This window comes from Alkalihalobacillus sp. BA299 (genome assembly GCF_017745675.1).
In the GTDB taxonomy this organism is placed as follows: domain Bacteria; phylum Bacillota; class Bacilli; order Bacillales; family Bacillaceae_F; genus Alkalihalobacterium.
In genome coordinates this window covers 1-15,835 of sequence record NZ_JAFLJM010000014.1, presented here as the reverse complement: position 1 = coordinate 15,835, position 15,835 = coordinate 1, and the positions used below count along the sequence as shown (strand labels likewise).

16 protein-coding genes are annotated in these 15,835 nt (G+C 34.5%); all 16 read left to right on the top strand.

Annotated features, from left to right (window positions below; all coding sequences use genetic code 11):
• Positions 1–35: 35 nt before the first annotated feature.
• Complete coding sequence (locus J0N78_RS17455; protein ID WP_247747403.1) at positions 36–929, top strand: 30S ribosomal protein S1; 894 nt, start codon at positions 36–38, stop codon at positions 927–929.
• Positions 929–1,888: a hypothetical protein gene (locus J0N78_RS17450; RefSeq protein WP_209124358.1), complete on the top strand. Its 960-nt coding sequence runs from the start codon at positions 929–931 to the stop codon at positions 1,886–1,888. Before J0N78_RS17455 ends, J0N78_RS17450 begins: the two co-directional genes overlap by 1 nt.
• 15 nt (positions 1,889–1,903) lie before the next feature.
• On the top strand, positions 1,904–2,515 hold the full coding sequence (locus tag J0N78_RS17445; protein ID WP_209124357.1) for an HD-GYP domain-containing protein: 612 nt from the start codon (positions 1,904–1,906) through the stop codon (positions 2,513–2,515).
• A gap of 289 nt (positions 2,516–2,804) precedes the next feature.
• On the top strand, positions 2,805–4,295 hold the full coding sequence (locus tag J0N78_RS17440) for a P-loop NTPase family protein (RefSeq protein WP_209124356.1): 1,491 nt from the start codon (positions 2,805–2,807) through the stop codon (positions 4,293–4,295).
• Positions 4,296–4,314: 19 nt separating this feature from the next.
• Positions 4,315–5,058 (top strand): CpaB family protein, encoded by a 744-nt coding sequence (locus tag J0N78_RS17435; RefSeq protein ID WP_209124355.1) that lies wholly within the window; start codon positions 4,315–4,317, stop codon positions 5,056–5,058.
• 12 nt (positions 5,059–5,070) lie between these two features.
• Entirely contained in the window at positions 5,071–6,276 is a 1,206-nt protein-coding gene (locus J0N78_RS17430; RefSeq protein ID WP_209124354.1) for a P-loop NTPase family protein, read from the top strand.
• Complete coding sequence (locus J0N78_RS17425; protein ID WP_209124353.1) at positions 6,269–7,759, top strand: ATPase, T2SS/T4P/T4SS family; 1,491 nt, start codon at positions 6,269–6,271, stop codon at positions 7,757–7,759. The genes J0N78_RS17430 and J0N78_RS17425 overlap by 8 nt, the downstream gene beginning before the upstream one ends.
• A 1-nt stretch (position 7,760) precedes the next feature.
• Entirely contained in the window at positions 7,761–8,741 is a 981-nt protein-coding gene (locus tag J0N78_RS17420) for a hypothetical protein (protein WP_209124352.1), read from the top strand.
• A gap of 16 nt (positions 8,742–8,757) precedes the next feature.
• Complete coding sequence (locus J0N78_RS17415; protein WP_209124351.1) at positions 8,758–9,666, top strand: hypothetical protein; 909 nt, start codon at positions 8,758–8,760, stop codon at positions 9,664–9,666.
• Between the two features lie 190 nt (positions 9,667–9,856).
• Positions 9,857–10,012: a hypothetical protein gene (locus J0N78_RS17410; RefSeq protein WP_209124350.1), complete on the top strand. Its 156-nt coding sequence runs from the start codon at positions 9,857–9,859 to the stop codon at positions 10,010–10,012.
• A gap of 16 nt (positions 10,013–10,028) precedes the next feature.
• Positions 10,029–10,181: a hypothetical protein gene (locus tag J0N78_RS17405; protein WP_209124349.1), complete on the top strand. Its 153-nt coding sequence runs from the start codon at positions 10,029–10,031 to the stop codon at positions 10,179–10,181.
• A 14-nt stretch (positions 10,182–10,195) separates the two neighbouring features.
• Positions 10,196–10,369, top strand: coding sequence for a hypothetical protein (locus J0N78_RS17400; RefSeq protein WP_209124348.1), 174 nt, complete (start codon positions 10,196–10,198; stop codon positions 10,367–10,369).
• A gap of 69 nt (positions 10,370–10,438) precedes the next feature.
• Entirely contained in the window at positions 10,439–10,816 is a 378-nt protein-coding gene (locus tag J0N78_RS17395) for a hypothetical protein (RefSeq protein WP_209124347.1), read from the top strand.
• Between the two features lie 24 nt (positions 10,817–10,840).
• The gene (locus tag J0N78_RS17390; protein WP_307794966.1) at positions 10,841–11,350 is read left to right on the top strand and encodes a peptidase M23; all 510 of its coding nucleotides are present in this window, start codon (positions 10,841–10,843) and stop codon (positions 11,348–11,350) included.
• Between the two features lie 297 nt (positions 11,351–11,647).
• Entirely contained in the window at positions 11,648–12,670 is a 1,023-nt protein-coding gene (locus tag J0N78_RS17385) for a hypothetical protein (protein ID WP_209124346.1), read from the top strand.
• A 235-nt stretch (positions 12,671–12,905) separates the two neighbouring features.
• Positions 12,906–15,835, top strand: a 2,930-nt coding sequence (locus J0N78_RS17380) for a serine-rich family protein (protein WP_209124345.1), incomplete at its 3' end; no start/stop codon positions are given.

The window sequence follows — 15,835 nt, the reverse complement described above, 5'->3', positions numbered from 1 at the left end:
TAAGTATTTTTAATTACATTTAAGGAGGATACAAAATGGCTATCAGAGAGAATTGGGATCAAGAAGAACTAGAGTTATTAACAAGGGCTAAACGTAATTCTGAAATCGTAAAAGGGATTGTGCGTACTGTAGGTTTCCGCAAAATGCCTGTAGTTAATGAAAACGGACGTGTTGAAACAAAAGAAATTGAAGTAGCTATTATTAACTTAGCGGGAGGGGTAACAGCTTACTGCCCAGCTAGTGAAATTTCAGAACGTGAATTCAAATCTTTAACTGGATTTGCGGGTACTATCCAAGAAGTGATTATTGACCGCTTAGACCTAGAAAATCAAATTGCAACAGTTTCAGTTAAACAAGCGGATAAAATCAAAGCGGAAAATTTTTGGAGTGAGCTTACATATCTCGAAAAGAAAGGTGAACTTCAAGATAAAACATATGAAGGTATCGTAACTGGATATAATGCTGAAACAAACAATATCTTTGTTCGAATTTCTGGTGTAGATACTTTTATGAGTAGAGCGGATTGGGATCATGGTTTTGTTCCTAATTTATCTGAAATTATTGACCGTGGGGAAAAAATCGAAATTAAAATTAGACGCTTTGATGCAGAAAATAAATTAGTTCAAGTTTCTCGTAAAGCAGCAAGAGTAGACCCTTTTGATTTCCTAAAGGAATGCGAAAAGGATAAGGCAATTGTTGCAAGAGTCACAGAAGTACATCCTATACATGGAATTTTCGTAAAAATGGATAATAATTTAGAAGTTAAGGCTATGAAGCCAAGAAGTTTACCTGAGCCAATCGTTGATGATATCGTGTCTGTTCGTGTTCATAGTATTGACTATAAAAATCGTCGAGCTAAAGTTGTGATGATTGATTACCCTCAAGGAAAGAAAAAACGTAAAGACGTGGCAGGATTTTTATTCGAGTAATGGATAACACGCCTGTTTTAGATGAACTCCAAATTGATTATCAGTACCATTTAACAAAAGAGGGGGAAGTCCCTTTTTGGGATCATCCACATACGAGGGGTTACAAAGTAATCCCTCAAACCTATCATCCAATCACAACTTTACACGGTGTTCTTGCTTTACATCAACGAATGCAAATAAAAGAAGAAGATGTCATGCTTCTAAAAGTATTAGGTGATGCGGTTTGTTGTAGTGAAGAGCAGTTAAAACGGTATTTATCTTCCAAATTAACCGCTGCCCAAGTTACAAAAAAGTTAAGACGTTTTAGAGAGTCGGCTTTAGTAGACCGTTGGCATGTAAGAATTATAGGAGACGAAGATAAGGTTACACCTCCATCTCCTTACACAATAGGTATAGGTGGTTACAAATTTTTAAAGCATTATTACAATGATCAGTTTTATATGGACCCTGAAAGATGGGATAGATATGGTATAAAGGCCATTCAACGTTACATAGCCACCAATGAATTTCGTTGTCGAATGGTTGAAGCGGGTATTCTTCGAAATTGGAAATGGCATGCAATTTTAAATAAAAATCCTCACCTTACTAGACCACTTGGAGTTGCAGAAGTTGAAACTCCAAAAGGGAATATCAATTTCATTATAGAACGTACGCAAATGAGTCAGAACTATATTGGCTTTTTAAGGGAAAAACTAGAACTATGGAAAAGGATTTATGAAAAACACCAATTGGTTCCGATTGATAAGTTCAAACATAACCCAACAGTATGTATCTTTTATACTTCCACTTATTCTATTGCCCAAGAAGTACAAAAAGAATTAATGTTAGATACTTATCCATTTCCTATTTGGTTGTGTGTTGAAGAAGATATATATACGGATGGTTTAAGCAAAGCCTTTTACAGACCTGATAAAGAGAGGTTAAAAAGGATAAAAGTAGATTTCATGGACCGATCGTAAACTGGAGGTGCTTTCTTGAAGTTAAGCTATATAGAAAAAGAAGTAAAAATAAAAACTAATATACATGAACAATATCGCCATCTAATAGTTCAGCTTCAAGAGCATAACTATATCACATATCAGCATTCGATTCGTGTTGGGAATTTACTTTCTTTGTTAGGGCTTAGACTTGGTTTTTCACTAAAAAAAACTGAAACCTTGTATATTATTGGAATCCTTCATGATATTGGTAAAATTCATGTTCCTAATCGAATATTAAATAAATCAGGAAAGCTCACCTTAAATGAATGGAACGAGCTTCAACTTCACCCTGAATACGGTATTAAATTGCTGAAAAACATTCCTTTACCTTCTGAAGTCCTGAGTGCAATTGCTGCACATCATGAAAACCTTGATGGTAGCGGTTATCCAAGTGGCTTAACTGGCGATGATATTCCATATTTCGCTAAAATGACACGAGTGGTTGATAGTTATGATGCTATGACCTATAGCCGTCCTTATCGAAAAGAGGGAATGTCTGATGAACACGCAATTATAGAATTAAAAAGAGGTATAGGGACTTTTTATGAAAAGGAAATTCTGGATGGTTTTTGTGAAATAATCAAAGAAAATGGTAAAACAACTTAAATTCCTAGTTTTTGTGGGAATTAGCTAGGGTAGAAGTTGACCTTTTTATAGGAAAGTGGTATTCTAGTCATAAGAAAATACCTTTTCAAGAGTGTTTTTTAAACATCCTTGATCTGAAAAAAGTTTAGTATGCACTTGATACACCCTCAGGTGCATACACACCCAAAAGTTCCAATTACATAATACGCTAACGGGAAAAACCCGAGATGTTCGAAAGAGAATGTACATTTGTTACGTTCTATTTCGCATATCTCGGGTTTTTTATTGATTCTTTAGGAGTGAATTATAAATGAAACGTATATTATTGGCAATTGGTGAACCCAATTATAGCAAGATATTGAGAGAAAGATTTAAATATTACGCTGATGATTTCGCTGTTTTAGATCAAGAAGTCTTACATCATAAATACCTGTTAGAGATATTAGAAACGGAGCAACCCGAAATATTGATTGTTCACGATTATTATTTACAAAGCGACAAAGAAACACCAGCTGATAAAGAAATGGAATGGTTGGACTTAATAGAAACAGTCCGAACTCAATTTGATGATTCCGTTCGTGTTGTTTTTCTTTGCGAAAGAAAGAAAGGCGATGTTTTCCTTAGTGAATTAGTTAATCGTAATGTACTTGACATTTTTAATAACAATTCGATTAATATACACGAAATGATAGAGCAACTAATGGAAAAACCGAAGTATAGTAATGCTTCAAAATTTAAAGCATCCACTCCATATACGAATGCAAATTTTCAACAACCTGTAGAAGATGATGATGACGAACCCAGTGAAGATGAAGTAACACCATCTAATGAAAAGTTGGAAAAAGAAGATAAACCCATCATCCAAAAGGTTATCGAGAAAAAAGTTGTAAACAAGGTTGTTAACAAACAAGTTGTGAAACGTGAATTCCAATTAAACGTCACGAGCAATGTCGACCGTATTGTAGGTGTACCAATTGAGAGAAAGTTAGTTTTAATTGGCAGCCCATTTGCAAGGAGCGGAAGTACTTTTATTAGCCATCTTGTAGCAAATGTATTAGCGGATATGGGAGTCGATACCACTTATATCGAAAGTCCTTATAGTCATGCTTATACCTATGACCGCTTTGTTGGTCATGAAAATGCACCAAACTATAGAAGTAAATACTATAAGTTCACGAAAGAAATAGACCCTAAGAAACTAAGTGTATTCGAATGGAAAATAGACAACTTAAATTTAATTGTCAAACATCCTAGTGATGAACCAGTATATGACCAAAATGAAGTGAATTTTGAAACGTTCGTTAAAATTCTTTTAACCTCACAAACACCAATTACGATAGTTGATGTTGGGAGTGATTGGGACAAAGAAGTTATTCAAGAATTTTATGATATAGCAGATCAAGTGTATATGGTAATCGAACCCGATATTTCAAATATCCAATTTCTTGAGGAATCATTGGATAAGTCCACTACCTTTTATCGAAAGGTTTTAGAGGATGACAAAACATCCATTATTGGAAATCGCTTTGATGAAAAGCTCTTAAAGAATGAAATTATTAATGATTTATATAAGGATAAGTTAAATGCTGTTATTCCAAACTTTCCTCCAAAAGATGTATTTGATACACAATATCAAGGTGATTTTCTGTATAAACAAAAGCATTTGAAACAATCCATCGATCAGTCAGTAAAACCAATATTAAAAGATTTATTGCCGGATAAGTTTTTAAAGAAAAAATCTAAAGAAAATAGTTGGCTTAAAAATATGTTTAACAAGTCAATTAGTATCGAACCAAAATAATTAGTTGGAGGAATTAAGAGTGAAGCCATCAGTAAAAATAGCTCTAGGAATATTAACTGCTTTATCGGTTATGGCTTTTATCGTTTTTTGGGAGTTTGTATTTAAAGAGCGGATTGATTCCGTGGAAGTCGTGGTTGTAAAACCTGGAGAAACGATAGAAATAAAAGAACCCATTTCTAAAGATAAAATTACAGTTGAAAGACGTTCAAAGAAAGACCTTATTCAAGATGTTGTATATTCATCTGATTTAAATCAAATTATCGGAGAGGATGCCGCTCAACGTATTGTTAGTAACTCTATGATTTCAAAACAAATGATTGATTTTGAGGATATGACACCTAATTCAAGTAAAGGTGAAGCGATTCGTCCAATCCCAGCAGAATGGATTTATGCTACACCAGGTAGTTTACGAAGAAAAGATAGAATTGATATTTATCTAATTGATGAAACGTTAATCGCAAAGCTACAAGGTAAGGATTCTAGTAATAAAGATCAACCTGTTCAAGTAGTGTCGGATAAAGAAGAAGCTAAAGCTGTTCAATTAAAACCCATTTTACAAGATGTTCCTGTGATTTATGTAAAAGATGGAGCTAATAAAGAAGTCACAAATCAAGATGGAAAACAAGCAGGGGGTTTGCAACAACGATTAAATGCCTCAGGGAAAGTTAGTGAATTAGAAGTTCTATTAAATGAAGAAGATTTTAATAAAATTGCTGATTCTGTATTAGGAAAAGAAGGGCGATTATACATTACGTATAACTAAGGAGGGATGAAAATGGTTTTTACATTAGCAATTGTCAGTGAAGACATTTCTTATAAAGAACTTTTCCAAAGTCACGATAATGTTGAACTGTGTTTGACTTTTGACAAGCCCTCTTTTGAAACCACTGTAGAAGTACATGGAATTTTAATAGATGGAGATACGATTTCGTATCGTGAGCTACCTAATGTTCGGAAGCTGCATGGCGATATTCCTATTTTTTATAAGTTAAGTGGGGTACCAAGTCAAGTTATTACAAGAAATATTCAACTTGTTTGTAGCGGTCATGAAATTATACCCATTTCAGAGCAATATAACAGTGAGCAAGTTGTAAATGAAGTATTAAAGCATTTGACGGGTGAAGATAATCTAGTATCCAACCGATTGATTTCTTTCTTTGGTACTCATTCTGGTTCAGGAGTTTCTACAACCGTTCTAAATGTTGCAAGATTACTAGGACAGCGAGCAAAAGAGAAGGTTTTAGTTCTTTCCTTAAATCCGTGGGACCCCGCTGATTATTTTCAAGAATATGATGGTCATTATTTAAACGATATTAAGGTTGAACTAAAAACGAAAAATCTTACAGAACAGAAATTGCAACAGTATGTACATAAAACTAAGTACTATTATCACTTGGCGGGCAATCGAGATATTAAACTACAACGGTTTTATCAAACAGAAGAAATTGCCCATCTTATTGAAGTGGCTAAAAACTCCTTTGATATCGTATTAATCGATGGTGGCTGCCATTTTGATAATGCTTGCTATGCACAATCTTTTTTATCATCTGACTTAAAATTTCTTATAACCACGCAGGAAACAAAAGGTTATCGGAATTATTACCCTTTAGTATTTCACCAGTTATTAGAGCCAATTAAAGGGACTCCTGATGATTTTATACTTTTAATTAATCGTTATCGTCCGAATTATTCGTTAATTAACGAAAAAGACTTACAAGAAGAGCTTGAAATGAGCTTATTGACTTCAATTCCTGATCAAGACGTTTTAGGACCTGTTTCAGTTAAACAAAACGAATTCCTTTATGATACGGGAGATGACGACTATAAAAATGCCTTAGAAACAATTGTAAATACGATTATTGGGAAAGCTAACTTAACACGAGATGAGTCAGAACAACCAATAGAAGAAGCAAAAAGCTTTTTTAGTAATCTATTTGGCCGTAAGAAAAAGCAGGAAGGGTTGGTTAGAAAGTATGAGTAGAGTGCTTGAAAAATCACATCCTTTGCAAGAACAATTAGAAAATACATTACTAGATGACTTTAATAATCCTTTTGATGCTGCCAAGTGGCTAAGTGAAAAGGTTGGAGAATCAGAAGAAACCTTAAGAGTATCTAATTTTGCTCGAAAGAAAAGTTTCAAACAGATCTGTACTGTTATTCGGAATGAATTGCGAGACATAATTGATGACTCACAGGAACAGTCGGGAAACAATGAGCTTTTAGAAAGACAACATGATGCGGTTATTGGGAAATTGGATGCGATGGGGTACTTTGTTGACAAAATCAAAGAAGTGTTACGAAAGCAGAATATTACTTCTAATGAATATCCTTCTTTCTATGATAGTTTAGCAGATGCCGTTTTCCATGAAGTGTGGGGACTTTCTATTCTGACGAAGTGGGAAAAATACCCGAACAGTGAAGCAGCTGTTATTCGTGGTACTGAACTTTGGATTGATATTGATGGTAAGTTCGTAAAGCAACAAGAAGAGTTCGAAGATGAACGTCATGTTGACCGAATAAAACGTGCATTCACCATGAGAAGTGAGGATTCTGTTATTAACAAGCAAAATCCTGAACTTGAGGTTGAAAAAGAGGATGGCAGTAGGATAACGATGATTCAAAACCCCCGTTCTAGAGAAAACTACATTATGTTACGTCGATTTGTTGTAAAAAATTTAAGTTTATATGAACAAGCAAGATTAAATACTATACCAGAACGTGATGTACCGATTTATCAAGCTTTATCACGAACTATGCCAAATACCATCATTGCTGGACGTGTACGTAGTGCCAAATCTACGTTTATGAAATCGATGATACGCGAAAGAGATCCTAGTTATGTTATTGCCTCAATGGAGAAGCACTTTGAGCTTCATCTAAAAGAACATATGCCCGACCGTTTAATCTTTGAAGTACAAGCAAAAGAAGGAGACCTTCATACCGCAGTGCCTCGATTACTTAGAATGGAGCATGATTTTATAGTAGTTGGAGAGATACGTAGTTTAGAAATGGAAGGATTTATGCAAGCTGCAGAACGTGGGGAGAGAGGCTCGTATTCTACTTATCACTTAACAGATGTTAATAATGTTGTTCCACAGTTGACTCGACATTTATTAGATGAGTTCCCAAACCGTACTCCTGAAATTGAGATTGAGAGGGTAGCAAGAAACCTTGATATCATCATAACAATGAGTACTGAACGGGATAGAAGAAAAAAACGGGTAATCGGGGTTACTGAGGTTTGTTGGGATGAAGAAAAACGAAAACCTTATGTAACGGACCTTATCCGCTACTCTAAGATTACTCAAAAGTACTATTATTCTTCTAATTTATCAAACCGTTTATACGGTTTAATGATGGAAGAAAACTTAGATGAAGCGAAAAAACTTATGTCCCTTCTTAAAGAGAGAGAGAGGGAATCCTCAATGAGTAACTATCATCAACTAAATAAAGAGGAATGGTAGGATGGAGCAATTAAAACATTGGCTTGTAACATTTGGGATTGATTATTTTCTTTATATCACTTTGTTAGTTATCACTTTAGTTACAGTCAAAACCATGATCGAAAATTCAGTGAAATCTAAATTGAATGATTTCCAGCAGCGTTATCGTTTGAGAAAGATACGTACTACTAAAACAGTAAAAGAAAAGCAATATACTAATCCTTTTATTAGACATATCTATTTTTTGCTTAAAACTACATCAAAAGAAAAAAAGGAACAAGATATTCTTGCGTTCTTTATTGTAACGTCTTGTGCATTTATTTTCACATTGATCTTTTCATTCTTAAGTTTTGGTGATTTGTTTTTTGCTTTCTTTCTTGCCATCTTGGTTGGATTGATACCATATATGATTTTACAAATCCGATTAAGAAATTTACGTTATTCAGTTGGAAGTGATTTTTTAAGTATTATTCAAATGTTAGCTCAAAATTATAACTCAGCCCAATACGATATGTACCATGCCTTAGTAGAAACATCTAAGGAAGTTAAAAATAAAGCACTTCGGCAGGTTTTAATTCGGTTAATTTCGGATTTACAGGTATCTAGGAATGAACAAGAAATTCGATTATCCATTGAATTATTTATCTTTACAGCTGGAAGCAGTTGGGCAAAACGATTAGGAAATATCATCTTAAAATCTTATTTATACGATGAGAAAGTACTAAACACACTTTTAACCTTGATCCGGCAGATTGAGGAAACCGAAGAAATGCTTGAAGAAGAAAAAAGTCATGCTTTGGATTCCGTTTGGAATGGTTACTTAACAGTACCAATCTTTATAGCCTCTTTGATTTTAGGTTATTACGTCTCTGGTGCACAAGATTGGTTCCATTTACAATTCGGTAATGTTTGGACAAGGATGCTCTTTGTTGTATGTATCGTGTTAGTCGTTTTCTCAGTTATTACGTCCATGATTTTGAAAAAACCGAAAAACGATATTTAGAGAGAGGAGGGGTACCTTGCACGAATCTGTACTACTCTATAAGTTTTTACCCTTGTTTGTATATTTTCTTGCAACATTAGGAGCTGTAGGTTCAGGGGTTTTGGTTTATATCGGTCTTTCAACGAAAACCGAGAGAAAGCAAACAAGATTACGATTTCGTGAAAGAATAAAAGAGAGCAAAAGTAAAGTTGTTGATTCAGCGAAGAAATCAGGAGCTGAAAGTTTACTTCAAGAAGCGGGTTATCCTTTCGGGATTAATGGAGTGAAGTATTATGTTTTTTTTATATCCCTTTTAACCTTCTTAGTAATCAACTATTTACTTATTCCCTTTATAAGTGGAGCAACAATCTCTATTTGGACAACATTAATTTTAGTAGCCGTTTACGTTTTATTATTACCAGGTTTTCCTTACTCTTTGTTCCAATACGTGGTTAAGAGAGTGATTGATTATAACCAAGCAAAAAAGAATTCTGAAGTTTTCATGCTCTACGATTTAATCATTAATGAGGTAGAAATGATGGAAAACACAAGGATCAATACATACAACCTTATTCGGAATTTAAAACCATACTTTGATGTTATTAATGGTTCTTTAACCCGCTTATTATCAAAGTGGACAGATGATGAAGGTCCAGATTCAGCACTTGATTATTTTGCAGAAGATTTAGGTTCTAAAGAGGCAAAATCACTGGTTTCCGTGTTAAAGAGACTAGATGAAAATGATCGAGAAACTGCATTAACCTCTTTGCGTGGTATGAACAATATGTTTGTTCGTTCCCAAATTGAAAATTATCGAAGAAGAAGAAAGATAACAACGGATTTAGCATCCATCCCTATAAAAGTTACACACTTTCTAATTCTATTAAATTTCATGGCTGTTGTTGTCTACATGGTCAGCATTATCATGGAAGCTGCTAGAAACTAATCTTAAAAGTTTTGAAGGGAGTGATTTTTATAAATACCAGTCTTTCCACCTTCATGAAGGTTGCTATCACAGTAATCGTAATTGTAGCTTGTGTTTGGGGTATTTTAGTTCCCCGTATGGATGGAATATCTGATGAAATCTCAACTTATATAGAAAACAATTCATAATTTGAGAAGGAGGATAAAGGGATATGGGAACTTCATTAGCAACCTTTATGAAGATAGCAGTAACTGTCATAGTTATTAGTGCAATCTTGTTTTCTGTCGGATATCAAATGATTGAAGACGAATCAAATAGTTATGACCAAGAAATTATTGATTACAAAAATGATGCTTTAAATCCGTAAGAAAAGGGAGTCTTCTATGAATAGTAGTTTAGCAACCTTTTTAAAAGTATCTATCACAATGATTATTATCTCATCGTTATTAATAGGGATTGTTTATCAAGCCCTATCTAATAAAAATAGTCAGCACGAAGATGTCCTTCGTACTGAACATCAAATTCAACCAAAATAGGAGGAAATAGTAAAATGAATACTTCTTTAAGCACGTTCCTGAAGATTGGGGTAACAGTAGTAGTTATAGCAGCATTATTATTTAGCGTTGGGTATGGGATGATTGAAACTGAAACAAACACTTATAAAGACGATAAGATTTCTAGCACAAATCATCCTTTAGATACTTCAAGTTCTTCAACAAGATAAATTCCGCAAAGGGGAGGAGACATCCCCTTCCCTTTGTTTAAAAAATATTTTAGGAAAGGAGATAATGATATGTCATCAACAATTGGTAAATGGCTTACCATTAGTATTGCTATTTGTATCATGTTTTCCCCCATACTTGCCTATTTAGATAGCCTACATCGTGAAGCAGTAGAAGTCGTTTTAACAGAAGGGGCAAAAAAGGCATCGATTGAGGGGCGTTTTACATCGACTATCATTCAAGAAATGAAGGATACGTTAGTAAATAATTATAACTTTTCAGAAAGTGATATTGAGATTACAGCAACAACAACTCTAACACCTCGTAATGAATACATTGAAGCCAATATTCGTGTTCCACGAGGGATATTGTTTGCTTTAGATTTGTTTAATCAAGGTCCAAGTCATATCGAAAAACACACAAAAATTTTAAGTGAGTATATTAATTAACCAGTTTAAGGAGAAGTGATTGTAGTGTCAGAAGCATTAAGAGGTTTTTTTCTCATCTTTATTTTTGCATTAATCATGATTATTCAATATAACCTTGATGCCGATAAAACCGCTACAAGACAATTAAAAAACACCCTTGAACTTGCTATACATGATGCTTCGCTTGCTATTGATGAGAATCAAATAAGCCAGGGGTTTGTTGTTTTTGATCAAGGGCAAGCGGAAATAAATTTTAAAGAAAGTATGATGTATCATCTTAGGTTAGATAGTAATTATGTGCCTGTTGCCAATTCTTTTTACCAAAATGCTTTTAAAATAAAGGTACTAGAATTTATTGACGACCAAACACCAGACCCAAATAACCCTGGGCAAAACATAACCTTTCCTTATGTATATACAAATTCTACTTATGATATAGTAGACGTTTTAAACGGGCCAAGCATTATAGCTGTTGTAGAAACAATTAGCCCCCGCTATTTTACAGGAAATGGGAACACCATAAGACAGGCAGCCATTTATGAGTATGTAGAATAAAAGGTAATTTTTAATCCACTTTCGATAGAAAACACTAGATTAAGAATAAAAAAAGGGTTATTATTTATTTATAATCACTTTTTCTTATTTTTGTGTGCGACCTATATCTAGGTTAGCAGGGTTTCTATTAAACTACTAGCGGTCTATTGGACTGTGGATTAATCACACTACAAGTGTGTCTACTAATCTACTTTCCGATGGCCGCTTTTTTGTGTTTATAGACCTATAAAGTACTAAAAAGTGATAGGAAAAGTTATTGCAAACTGCCGAAAAAACAAGAAGAAAGGGGAGGATTTTATGAAAAATCTATTTATGAATGGAGTTAAAAAAATGGGTAAGATTGGGAAAGGTTTGTGTTTAGGTATTATGGTTTTTGGTTTGTTATCTTTGGGATTACCCGGGGTGAGCTTTGCAGAGGAACTCAAACAAGCAAAATGTGAAATATCTATTGTTTCAGACAAAAACGATTTCGATAACAGATCGAAAGCTACTGGACCGTGTTCTGATTTAATAGAAGGTTATTACTTTGCAGAGGACAACGTTTTCCATATTATTGGAATATCAACTCAACAAGTAAAGTATAGCAGTAGTGGTCAGCAAATTGAAATATCTATGCCAAAGGATGGTTATTTACCAAGAGCGATCTTAACGGTTTATACGGTTTTAAATGAACCAAAACCTGAGCCAAAGCCTGAACCAAAGCCTGAGCCAAAGCCTGAGCCAAAGCCTGAACCAAAGCCTGAGCCAAAGCCTGAACCAAAGCCTGAGCCAAAGCCTGAGCCAAAGCCTGAACCAAAGCCTGAGCCAAAGGTAGAAACAAAGGTAGAGTCAACACCAGTTGCAAAATCTGAATCTAAATCAGTAGAGAAGGTTGATGAGGTAAAAGAAGAACTCATTAAAGATGAAGAAAAGGAAGGATTTAGCGAAGAAGAAGAGCTTATTGGGGTTGATGAAACAGAGGTAAAGAAACAACCAGAATCACCTATTGAGAAAACTAAAAAAGCTTTAGAGAAATGGATTAAAAACAATAAAAAATTAGAAGTTGAAGCAGACATTAGCCAATTAATAGACATTGGGCTAATGAACGAAGATGTCCCAAACGAATTGGTTGAATCATTGAGTAAGGATAAAGAAAGGTTAAAAGATATTAATGAATTCTTTGGTCAAGAAGAGTTAAAAGAAATCAAAGAATTAGAGGAAGTACGTGAATTGCTTACAAGTATAGAGGAAGAAGCAAGTCAAACTGTATTTACGAAAATGACTAACTCGATATCTAACTTTTTTAAATCTATTGGTTCATTCTTTAGTAACCTATTTTAAATCGGGAAAGGGTTAACCCTTTTCCCATTTTTAGAGTAGTGAAAATAATAGAATAAACGAAGAGATAAAATGTTATTGTTTATTCTATTATTTTCACTATTCTTCTAATCTATTATTCGCTAAAGGGGAGAAAGATTAAAATTAGAAATATTTATTTCTTTATAAATTAGATTTGAATAAAAGGTAGGTGAAATTGATGAAAACATCTTTAAAGATACTTCTAAGTTTTTTGTTAGTGGCAATTGGAATAATAGTGTTTACTATATCTTCTTCATATGGTGCAAGTTCACCTTATGATGTAGAATCCTATGTAAAAAGCGGATGGAACTCTAACTATGGTACAAAAACTTATACTTACGAATCTGGAAAAAAGTTAGTTTATGACGTTTACGGAAGTAAATATACAAGTGGTGGGTATAAAGTTGTCACGAAGGACTTTGGAAAAGGGAGCCAACCTTATCTCTCCTTTCAAGGATGGTCTGTTTTATATGGACACAAAAGACACACTTCCTCGAATCATGAGACATACATAGTTGCCAGAAAAGCGAAGGGGGATAGTGGAGTCGGCACTACCTATGTTTATGGTACATTGCCTATAAATCTAAGTGCAACTGAGGAATTAGAATATAATAATCAAGGTTCCGGTGTTTGGAATGAATGTCCATCAGGTGCAACTAATAAACATGTTGAAGATTGTAATATGCGATACGATAATGTAGGATTCAACGCATATTTGCCTTTACAAGATCTATTTCCAAATAAACAGGAAGCGGCAGAATGGGATTTATTTATTGTGAAACGTGTTGATTCGCACATTGTTTATACTCAACTTATATTACCATTTAAATTTAGTAACAAATCCTATAATGGAGGTACATTAGATTTAACAAGTGGTATCAACGCAACAAATGTATCAATGATAAGTGATGGTGTTATTCGGAGAAAAAAACCAAGATCAACAGAGGGTTCTGGATATACTTTAGGATATTTCACTAAGAATAAAACCTATAAAACTGTCTCTTATGATGAAGCGGGGACGGCCGTTTGGTATGGTGTTGAAAGTCCCCATGATAGTTATCAAACACGGTGGACGAATACAGCATATTGGAGGTTTGCGGGAGATCCCGCGGTAATTAACTATACTCCACCACCAGATACCGATCCACCAACGCATATTGCTCACGGATTATATAACTATCGTTACAAAAATGGAAACGATTATTGGTATCAACCAAATGACCAGGCTTACGTTCGATTAAGACAACATGATGAAACAGGAAATCTATACCAGTACCTGAGCCTTTATGGCTCTTCACAAGATGCAAGGTCTCAACATGATTTTAATAAAAGTTCTACTCATAATAACCATTTTTATACTAGCTCCCATGTAGCTATTAATTCAGCAAACAGGGAAGAAAATACCAAATATGGTAAGGTAAAATGGGGAGTAGTTCCGAAAACGCATGGACACTCGTATAACGTACAATATTATTACAGAGATACTGAGAATAATACTGTAGGTTATAATGACACGTATATGAATATACGAGTTGATGGTGTAGCCCCTAGTCATTCTGCATCTAATGTTTATAATGCTAGATATATTAACGGAGACGACTACTGGGTAAGACCGAATGACCAGGTATATGTTCGTTTAAGACAATATGATCCCCATTCTGGGAACAGATTCCAATACCTTAGACTTGGTGGTTCAGGAGTAGATGCGAGGTCCCAACATAATTTTTTTGAATCATCTACTCATAATAATCATTGGATAACAAGTTCTCATGTAAGTATTAATTCAGCAGACAGAGAAGAAAATACCAGCTACGGTAAGATAAAATGGGGAATAGTTCCGAAAACACATGGACACGCCTACAATATTGAGTATTATTTCAGAGATAACGCTGATAATGTAGTTGGTTATAATACTACTGGAAAAGTTTTAAGAGTTGATGGTGTTAGTCCTGGGAATGTACAAGAAACCGTCACGAATTACCGTTATCAAGATGGTAATACCTATTGGATTCGACCTAATGAACAAGTGAATGTACAAATAAGGGGTAATGATAGTGATTCAGGATTAAAGGAATCCTCTCTTAGTTTAGGTAGTGGAAGCGATAGGGAAGTAGCGGATCATTTGTGGAGTGGAACATCAACGAATTTTACCTTCTTAATGAATAACTTATCAACTTTTGATATTGTTTCTGCAGATAGAACTTACTCGAGTGGCGGCACTAAAGAAGTAACTTTTGGGGTTAAAGGGAAAACTCATGGAGCAACTACATTTATAAGACATCGTTATATCGATAATGTTGACAATGTTTCAAGTGGCGATGCTTATGGTTGGAGTTCCATAGAACAATATTTAGGTGTCGATGGTGTAGCACCGTCTACATCATTTAGTCCTAATAGCAAAAGTTGGACTAACTCTAACATTTCTGTTGATGTAAACCTTAGTGATTCACACTCAGGTGTAAAGCGGTTTAGGTATCGTATTTATTCGAATGGGTCTTGGGGTTCTTATAGTTCATGGATAACCGGCACTAGCACTGACGTTACATTATCAACTGAAGGACAAAATCGTATCCATATTCAATCCGAAGATAATGTCGGAAATACAAGTGATACCTATTCAGGTTACTATTATATTGATAAGGTCAACCCAAATGGAACATTTAGTCCTAATAGTAAGTCTTGGACTAATTCTAATATCACTGTTGGTTTAGATGTTAGCGACTCTCGTTCAGGAATAAAACAGTTTAGATACCGTACTTATTCAAATGGAACGTGGAGTTCATATAGTTCATGGATAACCGGCACTAGCACCGATATTACATTATCAACCGAAGGACAAAATCGTATCCATATTCAATCCGAAGATAAAGCGGGGAATATTGGTAATGATTATTCAGGTTATTATTACATTGATAAGGTCAATCCAAATGGAACATTTAGTCCTAATAGTAAGTCTTGGACTAATTCTAATATCACTGTTGGTTTAGATGTTAGCGACTCTCGTTCAGGAATAAAACAGTTTAGATACCGTACTTATTCAAATGGAACGTGGAGTTCATATAGTTCATGGATAACCGGCACTAGCACCGATATTACATTATCAACCGAAGGACAAAATCGTATCCATATTCAATCCGAAGATAAAGC

Coding starts and splice junctions, on each gene's coding strand:
- J0N78_RS17455 (WP_247747403.1), top strand. CDS start 36: ATGGCTATCAGAGAGAATTGGGATCAAGAAGAACTAGAGTTATTAACA.
- J0N78_RS17450 (WP_209124358.1), top strand. CDS start 929: ATGGATAACACGCCTGTTTTAGATGAACTCCAAATTGATTATCAGTAC.
- J0N78_RS17440 (WP_209124356.1), top strand. CDS start 2,805: ATGAAACGTATATTATTGGCAATTGGTGAACCCAATTATAGCAAGATA.
- J0N78_RS17430 (WP_209124354.1), top strand. CDS start 5,071: ATGGTTTTTACATTAGCAATTGTCAGTGAAGACATTTCTTATAAAGAA.
- J0N78_RS17425 (WP_209124353.1), top strand. CDS start 6,269: ATGAGTAGAGTGCTTGAAAAATCACATCCTTTGCAAGAACAATTAGAA.
- J0N78_RS17420 (WP_209124352.1), top strand. CDS start 7,761: ATGGAGCAATTAAAACATTGGCTTGTAACATTTGGGATTGATTATTTT.
- J0N78_RS17410 (WP_209124350.1), top strand. CDS start 9,857: ATGGGAACTTCATTAGCAACCTTTATGAAGATAGCAGTAACTGTCATA.
- J0N78_RS17405 (WP_209124349.1), top strand. CDS start 10,029: ATGAATAGTAGTTTAGCAACCTTTTTAAAAGTATCTATCACAATGATT.
- J0N78_RS17400 (WP_209124348.1), top strand. CDS start 10,196: ATGAATACTTCTTTAAGCACGTTCCTGAAGATTGGGGTAACAGTAGTA.
- J0N78_RS17395 (WP_209124347.1), top strand. CDS start 10,439: ATGTCATCAACAATTGGTAAATGGCTTACCATTAGTATTGCTATTTGT.
- J0N78_RS17385 (WP_209124346.1), top strand. CDS start 11,648: ATGAAAAATCTATTTATGAATGGAGTTAAAAAAATGGGTAAGATTGGG.